This is a genomic window from Streptomyces sp. NPDC046925 (assembly GCF_040644915.1).
Lineage (GTDB): Bacteria > Actinomycetota > Actinomycetes > Streptomycetales > Streptomycetaceae > Streptomyces.
Map to the genome: position 1 here is coordinate 76,516 of NZ_JBEYWZ010000001.1, position 16,413 is coordinate 92,928.

General features: G+C 72.2%; 13 protein-coding genes. 10 read left to right on the top strand and 3 right to left on the bottom strand.

Going from position 1 to position 16,413, the window contains the following annotated elements:
- Positions 1-31 precede the first annotated feature (31 nt).
- The 4 genes from ABZ906_RS00305 to ABZ906_RS00320 all read left to right on the top strand — a co-directional run bounded on the left by ABZ906_RS00305 (position 32) and on the right by ABZ906_RS00320 (position 4,288).
- Positions 32-637, top strand: coding sequence for a YdbC family protein (locus ABZ906_RS00305; RefSeq protein WP_361197818.1), 606 nt, complete (start codon positions 32-34; stop codon positions 635-637).
- Positions 638-737: 100 nt separating this feature from the next.
- Complete coding sequence (locus ABZ906_RS00310) at positions 738-1,397, top strand: histidine phosphatase family protein (RefSeq protein ID WP_361197815.1); 660 nt, start codon at positions 738-740, stop codon at positions 1,395-1,397.
- 12 nt (positions 1,398-1,409) lie between these two features.
- Entirely contained in the window at positions 1,410-2,318 is a 909-nt protein-coding gene (locus ABZ906_RS00315; RefSeq protein WP_361375615.1) for an ADP-ribosylglycohydrolase family protein, read from the top strand.
- Between the two features lie 509 nt (positions 2,319-2,827).
- Positions 2,828-4,288 carry a DUF4173 domain-containing protein gene (locus ABZ906_RS00320; protein WP_361377983.1) on the top strand — a complete coding sequence of 487 codons (1,461 nt, stop codon included), beginning with the start codon at positions 2,828-2,830 and terminating at the stop codon, positions 4,286-4,288.
- Between the two features lie 62 nt (positions 4,289-4,350).
- Here the strand turns inward: ABZ906_RS00320 and ABZ906_RS00325 are convergent, their stop codons facing one another.
- Positions 4,351-5,907: an MFS transporter gene (locus ABZ906_RS00325; RefSeq protein ID WP_361375618.1), complete on the bottom strand. Its 1,557-nt coding sequence runs from the start codon at positions 5,905-5,907 to the stop codon at positions 4,351-4,353.
- A gap of 125 nt (positions 5,908-6,032) precedes the next feature.
- On the opposite strand from ABZ906_RS00325, the gene ABZ906_RS00330 reads away from it, so the two are divergent.
- From ABZ906_RS00330 to ABZ906_RS00340, 3 genes are all read left to right on the top strand, one after another.
- Positions 6,033-6,647, top strand: coding sequence for a TetR/AcrR family transcriptional regulator (locus tag ABZ906_RS00330; protein ID WP_361375621.1), 615 nt, complete (start codon positions 6,033-6,035; stop codon positions 6,645-6,647).
- A 47-nt stretch (positions 6,648-6,694) separates the two neighbouring features.
- Complete coding sequence (locus ABZ906_RS00335; protein ID WP_361197803.1) at positions 6,695-7,396, top strand: ribonuclease HII; 702 nt, start codon at positions 6,695-6,697, stop codon at positions 7,394-7,396.
- A 77-nt stretch (positions 7,397-7,473) separates the two neighbouring features.
- The gene (locus ABZ906_RS00340) at positions 7,474-8,148 is read left to right on the top strand and encodes a hypothetical protein (RefSeq protein WP_361375625.1); all 675 of its coding nucleotides are present in this window, start codon (positions 7,474-7,476) and stop codon (positions 8,146-8,148) included.
- A gap of 234 nt (positions 8,149-8,382) precedes the next feature.
- Here the strand turns inward: ABZ906_RS00340 and ABZ906_RS00345 are convergent, their stop codons facing one another.
- Both ABZ906_RS00345 and ABZ906_RS00350 read right to left on the bottom strand, forming a co-directional pair.
- Positions 8,383-9,021: a hypothetical protein gene (locus ABZ906_RS00345; protein ID WP_361197798.1), complete on the bottom strand. Its 639-nt coding sequence runs from the start codon at positions 9,019-9,021 to the stop codon at positions 8,383-8,385.
- Positions 9,022-9,234: 213 nt separating this feature from the next.
- Positions 9,235-11,424 (bottom strand): RecQ family ATP-dependent DNA helicase, encoded by a 2,190-nt coding sequence (locus ABZ906_RS00350; RefSeq protein WP_361375628.1) that lies wholly within the window; start codon positions 11,422-11,424, stop codon positions 9,235-9,237.
- 133 nt (positions 11,425-11,557) lie between these two features.
- Here ABZ906_RS00350 and ABZ906_RS00355 point away from each other — a divergent pair, with 133 nt between their 5' ends.
- From ABZ906_RS00355 to ABZ906_RS00365, 3 genes are all read left to right on the top strand, one after another.
- Complete coding sequence (locus tag ABZ906_RS00355) at positions 11,558-12,997, top strand: DUF4192 domain-containing protein (protein WP_361375631.1); 1,440 nt, start codon at positions 11,558-11,560, stop codon at positions 12,995-12,997.
- 465 nt (positions 12,998-13,462) lie between these two features.
- The gene (locus ABZ906_RS00360) at positions 13,463-15,367 is read left to right on the top strand and encodes a glycogen debranching N-terminal domain-containing protein (RefSeq protein WP_361375634.1); all 1,905 of its coding nucleotides are present in this window, start codon (positions 13,463-13,465) and stop codon (positions 15,365-15,367) included.
- 165 nt (positions 15,368-15,532) lie between these two features.
- On the top strand, positions 15,533-16,294 hold the full coding sequence (locus tag ABZ906_RS00365; RefSeq protein WP_361197789.1) for an NUDIX hydrolase: 762 nt from the start codon (positions 15,533-15,535) through the stop codon (positions 16,292-16,294).
- Positions 16,295-16,413 lie beyond the last annotated feature (119 nt).

Here is a 16,413-nt window from a genome sequence, read left to right on the forward strand (position 1 = left end):
TTGGCCACGTCCGGCGCCGTACGATGGCGCGGTGCTGGTCAAGTGGATTCGCTGCACCGTGGTGGACCGACGGGGGTTCGAGCGGGGGCAGCGGAAGTGGGCGGGGCTTCTGGGGGAGCCGGGGTTCCGGGGACAGGGCGGAGGATGGAGTCGTGAGCGGCCGGGCGTGGCGCATGTCTTCGCCTTCTGGGAGAGCCGGGCCTTCTACGACTCCTTCATGGCACGCTCCCACGACCGGCTGGCCGCCGCGCAGTCGGGCACCTTCAAGGACATCCAGAGCAAGCTCTTCGTCCACCGTTTCGACGTGAAGACGGGCTTCGAGCCGCGCTTCTCCGACGCCGACGTGGTGCGTGTGGCGCACTGCCGGGTCCGTGAGGCGCGCGTGGAGCACTTCGCGCTGATGCAGGAGAAGGTCTGGAACCCGGCGATGGCGGGCTCTCCGGGGATGGTGCGCGGGCTCTTCGGGGAGGCGCCGGGGCACGAGTTCCTCGTCCTGTCGATGTGGCTCTCGGCCGCCGAGCACGGCAAATACCGCAGGGAACGGGTGGAGCGCCTCTCGTTGCGTGCCCAGACGGAGGCCGATGTCGCGGCGCTGGCCGGTGACATCGTGGAACTGGAGCCGTCGTGGACGGTGTGACGGCGCGCGGGCGGTGGCGAGTGTCCGTCCCTTGCGCCGGATGGAGCTGGGGCGGCTGACCGGTTGGGCCGTCCGGCGGCGGCCGATCTAGGGTTTCCTTATGGCACGTCCGCAGCGCATCTTCCTTGTCCGGCACGGCGAGTCGGCCGGAAACGCCGACGACACCGTGTACGAACGCGAACCCGACCACGCGCTGGCGCTCACCGAGAAGGGGTGGCGGCAGGCGGACGAGACGGGCGAGCAGCTACGGGACGCCGTCGGCCAGGAGCGGGTCAGCGTGTACGTCTCGCCCTACCGGCGCACCCATGAGACCTTCCGGGCCCTGCGGCTCGATCCCGATCTCGTACGGGTGCGCGAGGAGCCGCGGCTTCGGGAGCAGGACTGGGGAAACTGGCAGGACCGGGACGACGTAAGGCTCCAGAAGGCGTACCGCGACGCGTACGGACACTTCTTCTACCGCTTCGCCCAGGGTGAGTCCGGGGCCGACGTGTACGACAGGGTGGGCGCGTTCCTGGAGAGCCTGTACCGCAGCTTCGAGGCCCCGGACCACCCCCCGAACGTCCTCCTCGTCACCCATGGCCTGACGATGCGGCTGTTCTGCATGCGCTGGTTCCACTGGTCGGTGGCGGAGTTCGAGTCGCTGTCGAACCCGGGGAACGGCGAGATGCGGACCCTCGTGCTCGGTGACGACGGCAAATACACGCTGGACCGGCCGTTCGAACGCTGGCGCGAACCGGAACCGTATGGCGTCACCGGATAGAGTGGGACAGCGATGACCGCTGACTCCTCTCCCGAACGGCGCCTGGCCCGCGCTCTGGCCAGCCTGCGTGGACTGGCGGTGGGGGACGCGCTGGGCTCTCAGTTCTTCGTGCCCGCGAACTACCCGCTGCTGAAGCGCCGGGAAGCGCCCCCTGGCCCCTGGCAGTGGACCGACGACACCGAGATGGCCTGTTCCGTCTTCGCGATCCTGGTCCGGCACGACCGGATCGACCAGGACGCGCTCGCCCTCTCCTTCGCCGAGCACCACGACTTCGACCGCGGCTACGGCCCCGCCGTGAACCGCCTGCTCAGGCTCGTCCGCGAGGGCGGGGACTGGCGGGAGCTTGCCTCCGCACTGTTCAAGGGGCAGGGCTCCTGGGGTAACGGCGCGGCCATGCGCATCGCCCCGCTCGGCGCCTGGTACGCGGACGATCCGGAGCAGGCGACACACCAGGCGGAGATCTCCGCCTACCCCACCCATCAGCACCGCGAGGCGGTCGTGGGAGCCATGGCGGTGGCTGCCGCCGCCGCACTGGCCGCCGACCCCGCGGGGCCGCCCGCCCCGAAGGCGCTGCTCGACGGCGTCATCGACCTCGTGCCCCGCAGTGCCGTGGGCGCGGGGCTGCGCCGGGCGCGGGACATGCTCGACTACGGGGACGCGGCGACGGTCGCCGCGGTCCTGGGCTGTGGCCGCCGTACGACCGCCCATGACACGGTGCCGTTCGCCCTGTGGTCGGCCGCCCGTGGCCTCGGCGCCTTCGAGCGGGCCATCTGGTCCACCGCGCAGGTGGGCGGCGACATGGACACGACCTGCGCCATCGTGGGCGGTGTGGTCGCTTCCGGTGAGGGCGGTGCGCCCAGCGGCGAGTGGTTGGAGCAGACCGAGGCGTTGCCCGACTGGGTGCCGGTAGCGGCGGACTGATTTTGGGGTCCGGCTCGCCGTGTGGCTGTCGCGGCTCCGTGTGTCTGTCATGGCCCCACGCGCCAGTCCCAGGCGGCCCCATGTGACCGTCCGGACCTCATCTGACCGTCCGGACCCCATCTGACCGTCCGGGCCCCCTCTGACTGTCACGGTCATGCCACAGCCTGGCCGATGCGGGAGCCGTCGTCGGCCGCGCGGCTACTCTTTCCGGCAGGCCGCGAGTTGATCATGACTTGCGTGTCTTCAACGAGATGCCGGTCTCCCGGCGGCCCCGCCACGCGTGCGTGCCGACTGCTGCATGTGCGGACCGGCCGGGAGGGGGTCCCGTGTCCGACACACCGTCCACGCCTGAGCCATCGCATTCAGATGTGGAAGATCCACCAAGAGATCCAGGAGAACCGGCTGAGCCGAGAGAGCCCGAGGACGCCGTGCCCGGCCCGCGTGCCGCGGCGAGGCGACCGGCGCCTCCTGCCGACTGGGCCTACCCGGCGGGCAAGCCGGAGCCCCTGCTGGCCGATCTGAGGGCCGAACCGCCCGCCGCGATCCGGACGGGCACGCTCGGCGCGGTCCTCGCGACCGGCCTGCTGAGCATGCTGCTGCTCGGCGACGGGCTCGCGCTCAATCTGCTGATCGTCGCCCTCCCGGCCGCACTCGCCGCGTACTTCGCCGCCGAGCAGGCCGGTCGCAGGCCCCGCCCCTGGACGCTGGTCTGGGCGATCGGCGGCCTCGGACTGCTGGCCGTGCCCGCCCTGCGGGACGCGGCCTGGCCCTCGTTCCTCGCCGTCGTCTCCGCGGTCGCGCTCGGCTCACTCGCCCTGCACGGCTGCCGCACCTGGCCCGGCGTCCTGCTCGGCCCGCTCGGACTCTTCGAAGCGGTGGTCTCGGGCCTCGGCTGGGGCTGGCACGGGGTGCGCAGTCGCGCGAGCGGGTCCAGGAGCGGGCCCGTCCTGCGGGCGGTGGTGGTGACCGCCGTACTGCTGCTGGTCTTCGGGGCGCTCTTCGCCGGGGCCGATGCCGCCTTCGCGGGGCTGCTGGGCGATCTGCTGCCCGACGCCTCCGTCGGCGAGGGGCCGTGGCGTTTGCTGCTCTTCGCGGCCGGTGTCCTCGGAGCGCTCGCGGCGGCGCGCACCGCCGCCGCACCCGTGCGCTGGGACCGGCTCGTCGTGGGTCCCGGCCGGGAGCGGAGCCGCGTGGAGTGGGCGCTGCCGATGATCGTCCTGAACGTGCTGTTCGCGGCGTTCAACGCGGTGCAGCTGGCCGTGCTCTTCGGTGGCTATGACGCGGTCCTCGAAAAGACGGGCCTCTCGTACTCCGAGTACGCGCGCCAGGGCTTCTGGCAGCTGCTGCTCGCCACGCTGCTCACCCTGGTCGTCATCGTGCTCGCCCTGCGCTGGGCGCCGCGGGGCGGGGCGCGCGACCGTGCACTGGTGCGGGCCGTGCTCGGCACGCTCTGCGCGCTCACGCTCGTCGTCGTGGCGTCGGCGGTGCGACGCATGGACATGTACGTCGACGCGTACGGCCTGACCCGGCTGCGGGTGTCCGTCGTGGCCGTGGAGCTGTGGCTTGGCCTGATCGTCGTGCTGATCATGGCGGCGGGGGTGTGGGGCGCACGTTGGCTGCCGCGCGCCGTGGCCGCGAGCGCCGCAGCCGGGGTGCTGGCCTTCGGGCTGCTCTCGCCCGACGGTCTCGTCGCCGAGCGCAATGTCCAGCGCTACGAGGACGCCGGGAAGTTCGACCTGGAGTACGCGCGCGGTCTTTCCGCCGATGCCGCTCCGGCCATCGACGAGCTGCCGGAGCCGCTGCGCTCCTGCGCCCTCGAGGGCATCGCGAACAGCCTCGGGTCCGAGCGCGACCCCTGGTACGCCACCAGCCTGGGCGAGGCGCGCGCCAGGGAGATCATCGAGGAACGGCCGCCCACGGCCGGCCCGGGGGACTGCGAGGATTCCGACCGGGAGGTCTCGTACCGCTGAGGTCGCTTTGCCGGGTCGGCGGTCTCATCGGGGCCGCCGACCCGGCACGTACGACGCCTTCGTCAGCCGGCCGCGGGGCCCGCCGCGCTCGCCGTACCGGACAGCGCCTCCATGTCGCTCTTGCGCACCCGCACCAGCACCACGGCGGTGACGAGCGCGAGCAGGGCCATGGCGACGGCCGGTATGAAGGCCGTGGAGATCCCCTCGGACAGCACTTCGTGTCCCCAGGGCGCCGGGAGCTCGCCCGTCTTGGCGAAGGCGGCCTTCTGTTCCGGCGAGGCGTTCGCCATGAAGTCCGCCATCTGCTCCTTGCCCTCGTTCCGGCTTGCCGTGCCGAACACCGTGGTCAGGATGGAGAGGCCGAGCGAACCGCCCACCTGCTGCGTCGCGTTGAGCAGGCCGGATGCCGCGCCCGCCTCGTGCGGGGCCACTCCGGAGACGGCCGTCAGTGTAAGGGTCACGAAGTTCAGACCCATGCCGAAGCCGAACAGCAGCATCGGGCCGAGCACCCCGCCCACGTACGAGCTGTCCGGGCTGATGAGGGTCTGCCAGCTGAGCCCGACGGCGACGAGCGCCGAGCCGATCACCATGAACGGCTTGGGGCCAAGGACAGGGAGCATCCGTTGGGAGATGCCCGCGCCCGCCACGATCGCGACCGTCACCGGCAGGAAGGCGAGGCCCGCTTCGATCGGTGTGTAGCCCAGCACGTTCTGGACGAAGAGCACGATGAAGAAGAACATGCCGAACATCGCCGCGGCCAGGCTCAGCATGATCACGTACGAGCCGGAGCGGTTCCGGTCGGCGAACATCTTCAGCGGAGTGATCGGTTCCTTCGCCCGGCTCTCGATCAGGGTGAAGGCGACGAGCAGCACGGCCGCCGCGCCGAACGACCCCAGCGTGAGGTTGTCGCTCCAGCCCTCCTCGGCCGCCCGGATGAATCCGTAGACCAGGGAGGCCATGCCGAGGGTCGACGTGAGCGCGCCGGCGATGTCGAACCGGCCCGGATGACGCTCGGACTCGCTGATGTAGAGCGGGGCGAGGAAGGCGATCAGGACGCCGATGGGCACGTTCACGAACAGGACCCAGCGCCAGTCGAGCCACTCCGTGAGCATGCCGCCCGCCAGCAGCCCGATGGCGCCGCCGCCCGCGGAGACGGCCGCGAAGACACCGAACGCGCGGTTGCGCTCGGGGCCTTCGGGGAACGTCGTGGTGATGAGTGCGAGGGAGGTGGGCGATGCGATCGCGCCGCCCACGCCCTGCAGGGCCCGCGCGGCCAGCAACTGCCAGGGCTCCTGCGCGAATCCGCCGAGAAGCGAGGCGAGGGTGAAGACCAGGATGCCGGTCATGAAGACGCGGCGGCGGCCGAGGATGTCACCGGCGCGGCCACCGAGGAGCAGCAGTCCGCCGAAGGTGAGGGTGTACGCGCTGACGACCCAAGTGAGGTCGGTGGTCGAGAATTCGAGCGCGTTCTGAATGTGCGGGAGCGCGATGTTCACAATCGTCGCGTCCAGGACCACCATGAGTTGGCAGGCCGCGATGACGGTCAGAGCGATTCCGGGCCGGCTTCCTCTGCGTGCGGCGCCGGGCTTGTGATCTTGAGTTAATTGAGAGGTTGTCACTATGGGTCCCCCACAAGTGCGTTAGTGAACGGCACCGTTCACTGTCTCGTCAACGGTAGTGACTCCCCATCAGTGAACGCAACCGTTCACTGACACTGCCTCGATCGCCCAACGGAGAGATATCGATGGTTACTTCGCGCTGGAGCGCCGCCTCCGCTCCGACGGCCTCCCTGCGCCGGCGGGGCCCTGTCCTTGAACGGGCGATCCTCGAGGCCGCACTGGAGCAGCTCAGCACCGTCGGCTGGAACGGCCTGACGATGGAGGGCGTGGCCGCGGGCGCGCAGACCGGCAAGGCCGCGGTCTACCGGCGCTGGCCCTCCAAGGAGGACCTCGTCGTGGACGCCCTGCAGGCCGGTCTTCCGAAACTCGACTCCGCGCCGGACTGCGGCGGGGTCAGGGAAGATCTCCTTCAGCTGTGCCGCCAGATGCGCGAGGCCATGTTCTCGCGGCCCGGATTCGCACTGCGTGCCGTGCTTCACGAGTGCGACACGGTGACTGCCGAGCGGTTCCATGGAGTGATCTTCGACGGAGTCATCGGCCCGAGCGTGGAGCTGATCAAAGAGGTCCTGCGCCGCGGGGTCGAGCGCGGAGAGGTGCGCGCGGACGCCATGGATCCGTATGTGTGCGACGTTCTTCCGGCGATGATGATGTATCGCTCCAAGGTGTGCGGGAGCGAATGGGGGGACGATGAGTTCACCGAACTCATCGATCAGGTGATGGTTCCGCTGCTTCGTCGGTAGGCCTGGGTGTCGCGGGTGGCACGCGGCGGCGTACGCTGTCTGGCGCCATGCCGTACGAACCACCCACCCACACCGTCGAGCGCTCCCTTCGCGCTACCACCGGAGCGAAGATCGTTGCCGGTGTCGACGAAGTCGGGCGCGGCGCGTGGGCGGGACCGGTCACCGTCTGTGCGGCGATCACGGGACTGCGCAGGCCGCCCGAAGGGCTCACCGACTCCAAGCTGATCACTCCCAAGCGGCGCACCACGCTCGCCGGGGAGCTGGAGAGCTGGGTCACGGCCTACGCCCTGGGGCACTCCTCGCCGGAGGAGATCGACGACATGGGGATGACCGCCGCGCTGCGGCTCGCCGCGGTGCGCGCCCTGGAGGCGCTGCCCATGCGTCCGGACGCGGTGATCCTCGACGGGAAGCACGACTATCTCGGGATTCCCTGGCGGGTTCGTACGGTGATCAAGGGCGACCAATCCTGTGTGGCCGTCGCTGCGGCGTCGGTGATCGCCAAGGTTCGGCGCGACAAAATGATGGCCGAACTGGGTATCGAACATGCAGACTTCGGTTTTGCGGCCAACGCCGGCTATCCGTCGCCGGTGCACAAGGCCGCGCTGGCGGAGCGGGGGCCCACCCCGTACCACCGGATGTCGTGGGCGTATCTTGATGCGCTGCCCCAGTGGCGGCACCTCAAGAAGGCCCGCAGCTGGGCGGATGGAGGCGTTCCGGAGATCGAGGGCCAGCTCGGCTTCGATTTCTGATGCTTCCGGCAGTTCCACTCGCACTCATGTGCCACCCGCCGATGCGACCCGCATCGGCATTTGACAGACAACAACGCATGCCTCTCAGTCCCGAGGAGCCTCAGATTCACGAGAGTGCCCAGGGTCCCCGCGTGACCCCGGCCAGCGGCCGCATCACGCCGACCCCCCGCCCCGTACCCGGCCCGCGTCCCGCCGCTGTGCCGCGTCCAGGCCGACCGGGCCCCGCCCGGCCGACGCCGCCGGCGCAGCGCACGTCGCGTGAGCCGACCGTACAGCCCGGGCCGTCGGCCCCGGCTGCTTCCGGACCCTCCGCCGTTCCCGCTGGTTCCACCGCGGGCTCCGCCACGGCTGCCGGTGCTTCGGTGCCGCAGATCCAGCTGATCCCGGCTTCCGCCGAGGGGGCGCTCGACGCCGCCGAGGAAGCCGTCGACCTGCTGCTCGACTCGGGCCGTGCTCCGGGCGAGGTCCTGGTGATCACCACCGGTGACCCGCACCCGTGGGCCACGCACGAGCTGTCGTTCGGCGAAGCCTCCTACTGGGCCCAGCACGAGGCGGGTGACGACGTCTTCTACGCCGACGCCGCCGCCCTCAACCGTGCCGCGTCCCGTCCCGTGGTCGTCGTCGCCATCAACGGCGGCAGCGAGGAGACCGCGGTCGGCGCCCTGCCGACGGCGCTCTCCCGGGCCGGAGTCCTGTTGATCGTCTGCGGTGACCCGCAGCGGATCAACGCGATGCTGGGCGCAGGCGTCTGACGTTCTTCGCTGTCCGGCACCTGCGCCGCGGTGCTCCGGCTCCGACTTCCTGAAGTCCGATGCCGGATGCCCGAGCCGGGTGGTCGGGCGGGCTCGAACGGTGCGTGCGTCGAGTGTCGTGCGACGTGTCGTGTGACGCAGGCGGCGGCGTGCGACCGGTGTGTGCCGGTGGCCCGTCTCGCGGCGTCGCGTGTTGCGCGGCGTCACGTACTGCGCGGCAGCTCGGAGAGCGCTTCAGCGTGCCGCCGCCCGGCGCAGTACATCGGACGCCGCGCCGCCGGTGCGTGGTGGCGGAGGATCGGTTTCGGCGAAGGCCTCGGGGCGTGAGCCGGAACTCGGCCGACGGCCGCCGCGGCCCTCGCCGAGCACCTGCCAGCCGTCGCGGGTCAGCGTGATGTAGGCGCCGCACCGCAGGCCGTGCAGCGTGCACGCGTCCCGCAGCCCCCACATCCACGCCCCGTCCTCCTGCGTCCAACGCGCGTCACCGTCACGGCAGTAGAGCAGGACGGCGGTGCGCACCGGAGTACGGCGGCGCAGGTCGTGCGGTATGACCCGGCGCAGCTGCGCGAGCAGCGCGTTACGGAAGACCCAGCCGTCCGCGGCGCTCGGCCGCCGGGCGAACGACGCGCTCGCCCGGAGTCGTTCCTCCGGATCGAGCACCGCGACGACGGCGGTCGCGGGCGTCGGACGATGCCGGGCATGCAGGCCACTGACGACCTCACGCGGATTGCGCAGCAGGGGAATTCCCGCGGCTGACCACTCCGCGGGCTCGAGCATCCGGGCCAGTCGGTTGGCGGAGTCGGCGGACATCTCAGCCGACGTCGAAAAATCCGACATCGATGCCGCACCGGACGAAGAGAATCCGAAGGTCACGGTCCTCCCTTCGGCTACGCGCCCAGAGGGCGGGGTCGGACTGTGGAGCGCACCGCGGCACAGCCCTGCCGGACCACGGGAAGGCGCGCGGGGAGCGGTGCCAATTCTTCCCGTCGTACTGCCTTGCGGCAACGAGCAATTGGGTCCGCCGACCGGTATCTGACGATGCGCCACCTATATCCCTGCCCAGGGCACACCGCATTGACGCTTGGGTCAGCCTTGTACAGCCAGGACCAGCGGCAACACCCCCTCGGCCCCGGCCCGGCGGAGCATGCGAGCGGCCACCGCCAGGGTCCAGCCGCTGTCCGTCAGATCGTCGACGAGCAGAACGGGACCGCCCGCTTCCCGGAGCGCCGCGGCCAGCTCGTCGGGCACGGTCAGCGCTCCGTCCAGGGCGCGCAGCCGCTGCGCGCTGTTGCTCCGCGGCACATGCGCCGTATCGGCTCCCGCGGCGTACTCGATGGAGCCGAGGAGCGGGAGGCGGCCGATCTCGGCGATCCGCGCACCCAGGGTCTGGATCAGCTGGGGCCTGGTGTGCGAGGACATGGTCACGACGCCGGCCGGCCGCGGCTGGGCGTCGCCGTTGCCCGGGGCCCAGCCGCCGGGGCCCTTCGCCCAGTCGGCGAGGACACCGACCACGGCGTTGGCCACGTCGTCGGGCACGGGGCCGTCGGGGGCCTGCGGGGCGAGCATCGGCCGGAGCCGGTTTCCCCATCCGATGTCCGAGAGCCGCCCCAGGGCCCGTCCGGTGGAGGCCTGCTCTCCTGCGGGGATACGTCCCTTGAGGTCGACGCCGACCGCGGCGAGCCCGGTCGGCCACATCTTCCGGGGTTCCACGTCGACACCCGCGCGGACCAGCTCGCCCCGTGCCGTGTCCAGCGCACCGGAGGACACGGCGTCGGTGAATCGGGCGCCCGCGCAGTTGTCGCATCGACCGCAGGGCGCCGCTGCCTCGTCGTCCAGCTGCCGCCGCAAAAACTCCATGCGGCAGCCGGGTGTCGTTGCGTAGTCACGCATCGCCTGCTGCTCGCTCTGCCGCTGCTTGGCGACCCAGGCGTAGCGCTCGGCGTCGTACTCCCAGGGCATTCCCGTGGAGATCCAGCCGCCCTTGACGCGCCGGACCGCGCCGTCCACGTCGAGGACCTTGAGCATCGTTTCGAGCCGGGACCGGCGCAGTTCGACCAGCGGCTCCAGAGCGGGCAGCGACAGTGGCCTGCCCGCCTGCGCCAGCACGTCCAGCGTGCGCCGGACCTGCTCCTCGGGAGGGAAGGCGAGCGAGGCGAAGTAGTTCCAGATCGCCTCGTCCTCCTTGCCCGGCAGGAGCAGCACCTCCGCGTGATCGACGCCGCGGCCCGCGCGGCCGACCTGCTGGTAGTAGGCGATCGGGGACGAGGGGGAGCCGAGGTGCACCACGAAGCCGAGGTCGGGCTTGTCGAAGCCCATGCCCAGGGCGGAGGTGGCGACCAGGGCCTTCACGCGGTTGGCGAGCAGGTCCTCCTCGGCCTGCTGGCGGTCGGCGTTCTCCGTCTTTCCGGTGTACGAGGCGACGGTGTGCCCGCATTGCCGCAGGAAGGCGGTGATCTCCTCGGCGGCCGCGACGGTGAGCGTATAGATGATTCCCGAGCCCGGCAGCTCGTTCAGGTGGTCGGCGAGCCAGGCCAACCGGTGCGCCGCGTTGGGCAGTTGCAGCACGTTCAGGCTCAGGCTCTCCCGGTCGAGCGGTCCGCGCAGCACGAGCGCGTCCGAGCTGCCGCCGGTGCCCAACTGCTCGGCCACATCGGCCGTCACACGCGCGTTGGCCGTCGCGGTGGTGGCCAGGACGGGGACGCCCGGCGGCAGGTCGGCGAGCATGGTGCGCAGCCGTCGGTAATCGGGCCGGAAGTCGTGGCCCCAGTCCGAGATGCAGTGCGCCTCGTCGACCACGAGCAGGCCGGTGGCCGCGGCGAGCTTGGGCAGGACCTGATCGCGGAAGTCCGGGTTGTTCAGCCGTTCCGGGCTGACCAGCAGGACGTCCACGTCGCCGGAGGCCACCTCGGCCTGGATGGTCTCCCACTCCTCCGTGTTGGAGGAGTTGATCGTGCGGGCGGTGATCCCGGCTCGCGCGGCCGACTCCACCTGATTGCGCATGAGCGCGAGCAGCGGCGAGACGATCACGGTGGGGCCGCTGCCCCGCTCCCGCAGCAGCGCGGTCGCGACGAAGTACACGGCGGACTTGCCCCACCCCGTGCGCTGCACGACCAGCGCCCGTCGCTTGTCCGCTACCAGCGCTTCGATCGCGCGCCACTGGTCCTCGCGCAGTCGTGGACCGTCCGACGGCGGCACTTCGCCGTCTGCGGGCGCGGGACCGCCGACGAGGCGGGCGAGTACGGCATCGGCCGCCGTGCGCAGATCTTCGTTGCTCATGCCCCCATGCAACCCGATGGGTCTGACATTCGGCGAACGCGTCCGCCGGCTTGTGGATAACTCTTGGCGTGCCCCTGCCCGCAGTTATCCACAGGGCAAACCGGAATCTGGTGATCCGCGGGAGAGTCGGCGCATGGCGAACCACAGCGAACAAAACGACCCGATCGATCCCACCGACTCCACCGACGTCCCTGGCGCCCCCGATTCCGCCGACGCCGTCGGCACCCTCGATTCCACCGGCGATTCCACTGGCGCCCCCGGCACCCCCGGTTCCGTCGACGAGGCCCTGGTCACCTTGCGCACCCCGGCCGAACTCGCGGACGCCCTGCCGTACTTGCTCGGGTTCCGGCCCGAGGAGAGCGTCGTCCTCATCGCCCTGCACGGCGAGCGGGGGCGCTTCGGCGGACGGGTGCGCCTCGGCATTCCCGGGCGCCCGGAGGACTGGCCGCCCATCGCGGAGCAGCTCGCCCAGTGCCTGGTGGGCGGCTGCGAGCGGCGCGGGGCCCGGCCTGACGGCATCGTCGCGTTCCTGTGCGCGGAGCCCGACGGCGCCGAATCCGGGCGGCAGGTCATGGAGCGCCTGCGACCGCTGGCACAAGTGCTCCGCACCGCCTGTGGAAGCCTCGACGTCCCCGTGTTCGAGGTCGTGTGCATCTCCGCGGGGCATTTCTGGACCTACTGCTGCCCGAGCGAGGAGTGCTGCCCGCCGCAGGGCGTGCCGCTGCTGCGGCCCGGCACGTCGGTCCTGGCCGCGGCGACGGCCTACGCCGGCGCACAGGTGGGCGTCACACCGAGGGAGATCCGGGCACGCCTGACGCCCTGGGAATCCGCCGCCGTGCCTGACCAGCGGGCCGCTCTCGACGCGGCGGGCATGGCGATCGTGCGCCGGATCATGGAAGAGGGCGGGCACGCCGAGGTCGCCGCCGACACGCTCGACCTGGCCCGCAGGATCATGGGGCGCATGACGGCCGCGCCCCCGGTCAGCGACAGGCTGGAGGCGGATCTCCAGGACGACGAACTTCTGGCGCACGACGAGGCCGCGGCGCTGATCCTCGGCCTCCAGAACCGTACGACGCGTGATCAGGCGGCGGAATGGATGGAAGGCGACATCGCGGCACCGGCGCTTCGTCTCTGGAGGGCCCTGGCCCGCCGCTGCGTCATCGGTTACGGAGAGCACGCCGCCGCGCCCCTCTCCCTCGCGGGCTGGGTCGCCTGGTCCCTCGGTGACACCACCGAGGGGCAGGAAGCCCTGGACATGGCGCTGTGCGCCGACCCCGGCTACACCTTCGCGCAGCTCCTGCACCATGCCTGCGCCGGCGACCTGGACCCCGAGCCGATCCGCCGCTGCTTGCGCAGGGAGCGAACCGGACGTGACGCGGAGGAGGCCGAGGCCGAGCTGCCCCTCCCTGCGGAACCCCTGGACCCGGAGGGCGAGCCGGTGGGCGCCGTTCCGCGACACCGCCGCCCCGCGCGCCCGAAGAGCGGCAGTGGTGCACGGCCCACCGACAGGCCGGGCACCGGATCGCAGAACCGCCGCCGCACCGTCCGGCGCGCAGCCAGGAAAGACACGTGAACGCGGGACTCCGGCGCCGCACGGCAGTCCGTGAGACAGGCCGGAGGACGCGGCGGAGGGCGGGACGGAGGGCGGATCGGAGGGCGGGGAGGGGTGCGAGGCGGTTGCCTGAGGAGAGGCCGGACGCGGAAGTCAGGGGCCGGTCGGGTGGCTTCCCCGCCCCTGGGCGTGACTCCGGGCGGGGCCGGTCCGTTCACCTGAGTGGCGGTACCCGTGCCCGGATCGAGCCGCCGTACGACCTCCGACTCCCCGTAGCGCGGACAGCGCGGAAGAAGCCGCCTCATGCCCCGGCCCGCCCCGTTTCCTGTCTCCGGCGTTTCCGGTCTCTCCGGTGCCTCTGGCAGAGAGGGACCCCGGCGCCCCGCGTCGGCCGCACCGCGTCCGCCCGGTGGGCAGGCCACTGCTCCCGCGCCGCGCCGCCCCGCTCAGCTGCCGCCCGCGCACACCGCGCTGATCTGTGTCGCCATGCCCGCGCTGGCGATCTCTTCGGACCAGGGGCAGTTGACCGGCCGTGGACTCGAGGGGTTCTACCGCGCGGGGCGCAGGCTGCTGTCGCGCTGCGAAGTGCGGGTGGCGGGGCGCGAGCCGATCGCAGTCCAGGCCCGGATGATCTCCGCCGACCGTGCCCGCTTCGTCGCGACACTGCGACCGTTCGCGGACGGTGGCCCGGATCCGGACGTGGTCGTCGAGCGGACGCGGTACGCGGACGGCACGGAGCGGATCGTCCTGCGCAGCGCCGCAGGCCGCCCCCTGCGGCTGCCCGTGGAGGTGTCGCTCGGCACGGACCTGGCGGAGCTCGGCGCGGTCGCCTCGGGCAACACCGGCCCCGAACTGGCCGCCAGTGTCCACGACTCCGGCATGCGCTGGTCCTCGCCCGCGGGTCACTGTGCGGTCACCGCGCACCCCGCGCCCGCGGATGCGCTGGCCTCTGCGGGGCTGCTGCGCTGGGAGGTGGAGCTGCCGCCGGGCGGCACCTGGAGCCTGGAGCTGCGGGTGCGGCCCCAGGGCGCGGGCCCGGTGAGAGCGGTCGGGCACGGGGCGTCGCGCTCCCTCGCCACGGCACGGGCCGCGGGCGACGATCCGGGGGCCAGGCCCCTGCTGGACCGTTCCGTGGAGGATCTCCAGGCGCTGCTGTTGCGGGACCCCGAGCATCCGACCGACGTCCACCTGGCCGCGGGGGCGCCGTGGCGCTGTGGCCTCGCGCCGGCCGAGGCGCTCGCAGCCGCCCGGATGGCCCTGCCGCTGGGCACGCGGATCGCTGCGGGGACGCTGCGTACCCTCGGCCGCCGTCAGCTCGCGGGCAAGGGGCCACGGGCGGGGATGATCCCCGGGCCGTTGCGGAACACGGGACCGCATCTGCCGCCCGGATGTACGGGGGTGGAGGCGACGCTGCTCTTTCCGGCCTTGCTGGCGGAGGCGTGGCGTTGGGGGCTTCCGGCGCAGGAGACGGAGGAGTTGCTGCCGGTGGCCGAACGCTGTCTGCGGTGGCTGCTTGCCGCGGGCGGCGACGGGGTGCTCCTGCCGGACCCCTATCCGGACGGCCCCGCGCGCTGCGAGACCCAGGCCCATGCCCACCGGGCCGCGCTGCTCGGCGCCGACCTGCTCGACGCGCACGGCCGGTCGGGCGCCGGCGAGCTGCGGCGGTGCGCGGAGCGGCTGCGGGACACCTTCAAGGAGAAGTTCTGGGTGGGGGACCGGACGGGTGGGCGGCCTGCCGCGGCCCTTCTGGCCGACGGCCGCCCCGTGCCCCTCCTCACCGGCGCCGCCGCCCACCTCCTCGACACGGGCCTGCTCGGGGCGGGCGCGCTCGCGCCGGGCCTCCTGGACAAGGTGCAGACCGAGCAGCTCGCCCGGCTGCTCGGCGGGCCCGCCATGGACTCGGGGTGGGGGCTGCGGAGCCTGGGCGTCAAGGAAGCCGCGTACAACCCGTTCGGGCACCGGGCCGGGGCGGTCCGTGTCCACGAGACGGCGGTCGCCTTCTCGGGTCTGGCCGCCGCGGGCTACGAGAAGGAGGCGAGCGGACTGCTGCGAGGGGTGCTGGCGGCGGCCGAGGCGTTCGGCCACCGGCTGCCCGAGATGTACGCGGGGGAGCAGCGCACGGAGGGCGGTGCTCCGTTGCCGCACCCCGCGGCGTGCCGCCCGGCGGCCACCGCCGCGGCCGCCGGGGTCCAGCTCCTCACGGCGCTGGCCGGGATCCGTCCCGACGCCCCGGCGGGCACGGTGACGCTCAGGCCCGTCCGCAGCGCGCCCCTGGGGGAGCTGGAGCTGACGGCGCTGCGCGTCGCGGGCGCTCCGTTCTCCGTGCGGGTCAGCAGGCTCGGCCTCGCCATGGTCGAGGAGGCCGCCGAGGGACTGCAGCTGGGGGTGTGACGTACGGGAAAGGGACCTGCGGCGGGCTGCGGCCGTGGGCTGGACGTTAGGGCGGGGGAGTCTGCGGCGGGCGTGGCGCGAACCCGACGTGGGAGCCGGTGAATCCGGCCGGGAACGGTTGCCGGAGGAGCTGTTTATCGTCAGGCAGACGACTATGATCGCGGCATGTCGCCCTACGACCCGTCGGCCTTCCCGCCCTTCGCTGTCACCGTCGATCTGGTCGTGCTGACCGTGCGCCGTCACGCGCTCTGTGCGCTTGCCGTACGGCGGGGTGAGCCGCCGTTCCAGGGGCGTTGGGCGCTCCCCGGCGGATTCGTGCGCGACGACGAGGACCTGTCGTCGGCAGCCGCGCGGGAGCTGGTCGAGGAGACGGGGCTGTGCGCGCACGATCCGGATACTCCGGCCCGGGCGAACGGCGCGCACCTGGAGCAGCTCGCCACGTACGGCGATCCCAAGCGCGATCCGCGGATGAGGGTCGTCAGCGTCGCCCATCTCGCGCTCGCTCCCGATCTGCCCGCACCGCGGGCCGGCGGTGACGCGAACAGCGCGCGCTGGGCACCGGTCGAGGCACTGCTCCACCAGGGCGGATACGGCCGTGAGGACGAGCAGGCCGCGCCGCTCGCCTTCGATCACGCGCAGATCCTTGCGGACGGCGTGGAGCGCGCGCGTTCGAAGATCGAGTACTCCTCCCTCGCGACGGCCTTCTGCCCGCCCGAGTTCACCGTCGGAGAGCTGCGACGGGTGTACGAAGCCGTGTGGGGCGTCGTGCTCGACCCGCGCAACTTCCACCGCAAGGTGACCGGCACGCCGGGCTTCCTCGTCCCCACCGGCGGCACGACCACCCGCCAGGGCGGCCGCCCCGCCCAGCTCTTCCGCGCGGGCGGCGCGACGCTGCTCAACCCGCCCATGCTGCGCCCCGAGGTCTGAGGCCCGCGCCGGGGGTCACGCGCTGGTCAACTGCCGTTCCTGTCACGTGATGGAGACACCCGCGGCCCACGTCTTGACCGAAATGACGGAAATATCGCGTTATCTTGCAGAAGTACCCA

Coding starts and splice junctions, on each gene's coding strand:
- ABZ906_RS00350 (WP_361375628.1), bottom strand. CDS start 11,424: ATGAGCAACGAAGATCTGCGCACGGCGGCCGATGCCGTACTCGCCCGC.
- ABZ906_RS00355 (WP_361375631.1), top strand. CDS start 11,558: ATGGCGAACCACAGCGAACAAAACGACCCGATCGATCCCACCGACTCC.
- ABZ906_RS00360 (WP_361375634.1), top strand. CDS start 13,463: ATGCCCGCGCTGGCGATCTCTTCGGACCAGGGGCAGTTGACCGGCCGT.
- ABZ906_RS00365 (WP_361197789.1), top strand. CDS start 15,533: ATGTCGCCCTACGACCCGTCGGCCTTCCCGCCCTTCGCTGTCACCGTC.
- ABZ906_RS00310 (WP_361197815.1), top strand. CDS start 738: ATGGCACGTCCGCAGCGCATCTTCCTTGTCCGGCACGGCGAGTCGGCC.
- ABZ906_RS00340 (WP_361375625.1), top strand. CDS start 7,474: ATGCCTCTCAGTCCCGAGGAGCCTCAGATTCACGAGAGTGCCCAGGGT.
- ABZ906_RS00330 (WP_361375621.1), top strand. CDS start 6,033: ATGGTTACTTCGCGCTGGAGCGCCGCCTCCGCTCCGACGGCCTCCCTG.
- ABZ906_RS00335 (WP_361197803.1), top strand. CDS start 6,695: ATGCCGTACGAACCACCCACCCACACCGTCGAGCGCTCCCTTCGCGCT.
- ABZ906_RS00315 (WP_361375615.1), top strand. CDS start 1,410: ATGACCGCTGACTCCTCTCCCGAACGGCGCCTGGCCCGCGCTCTGGCC.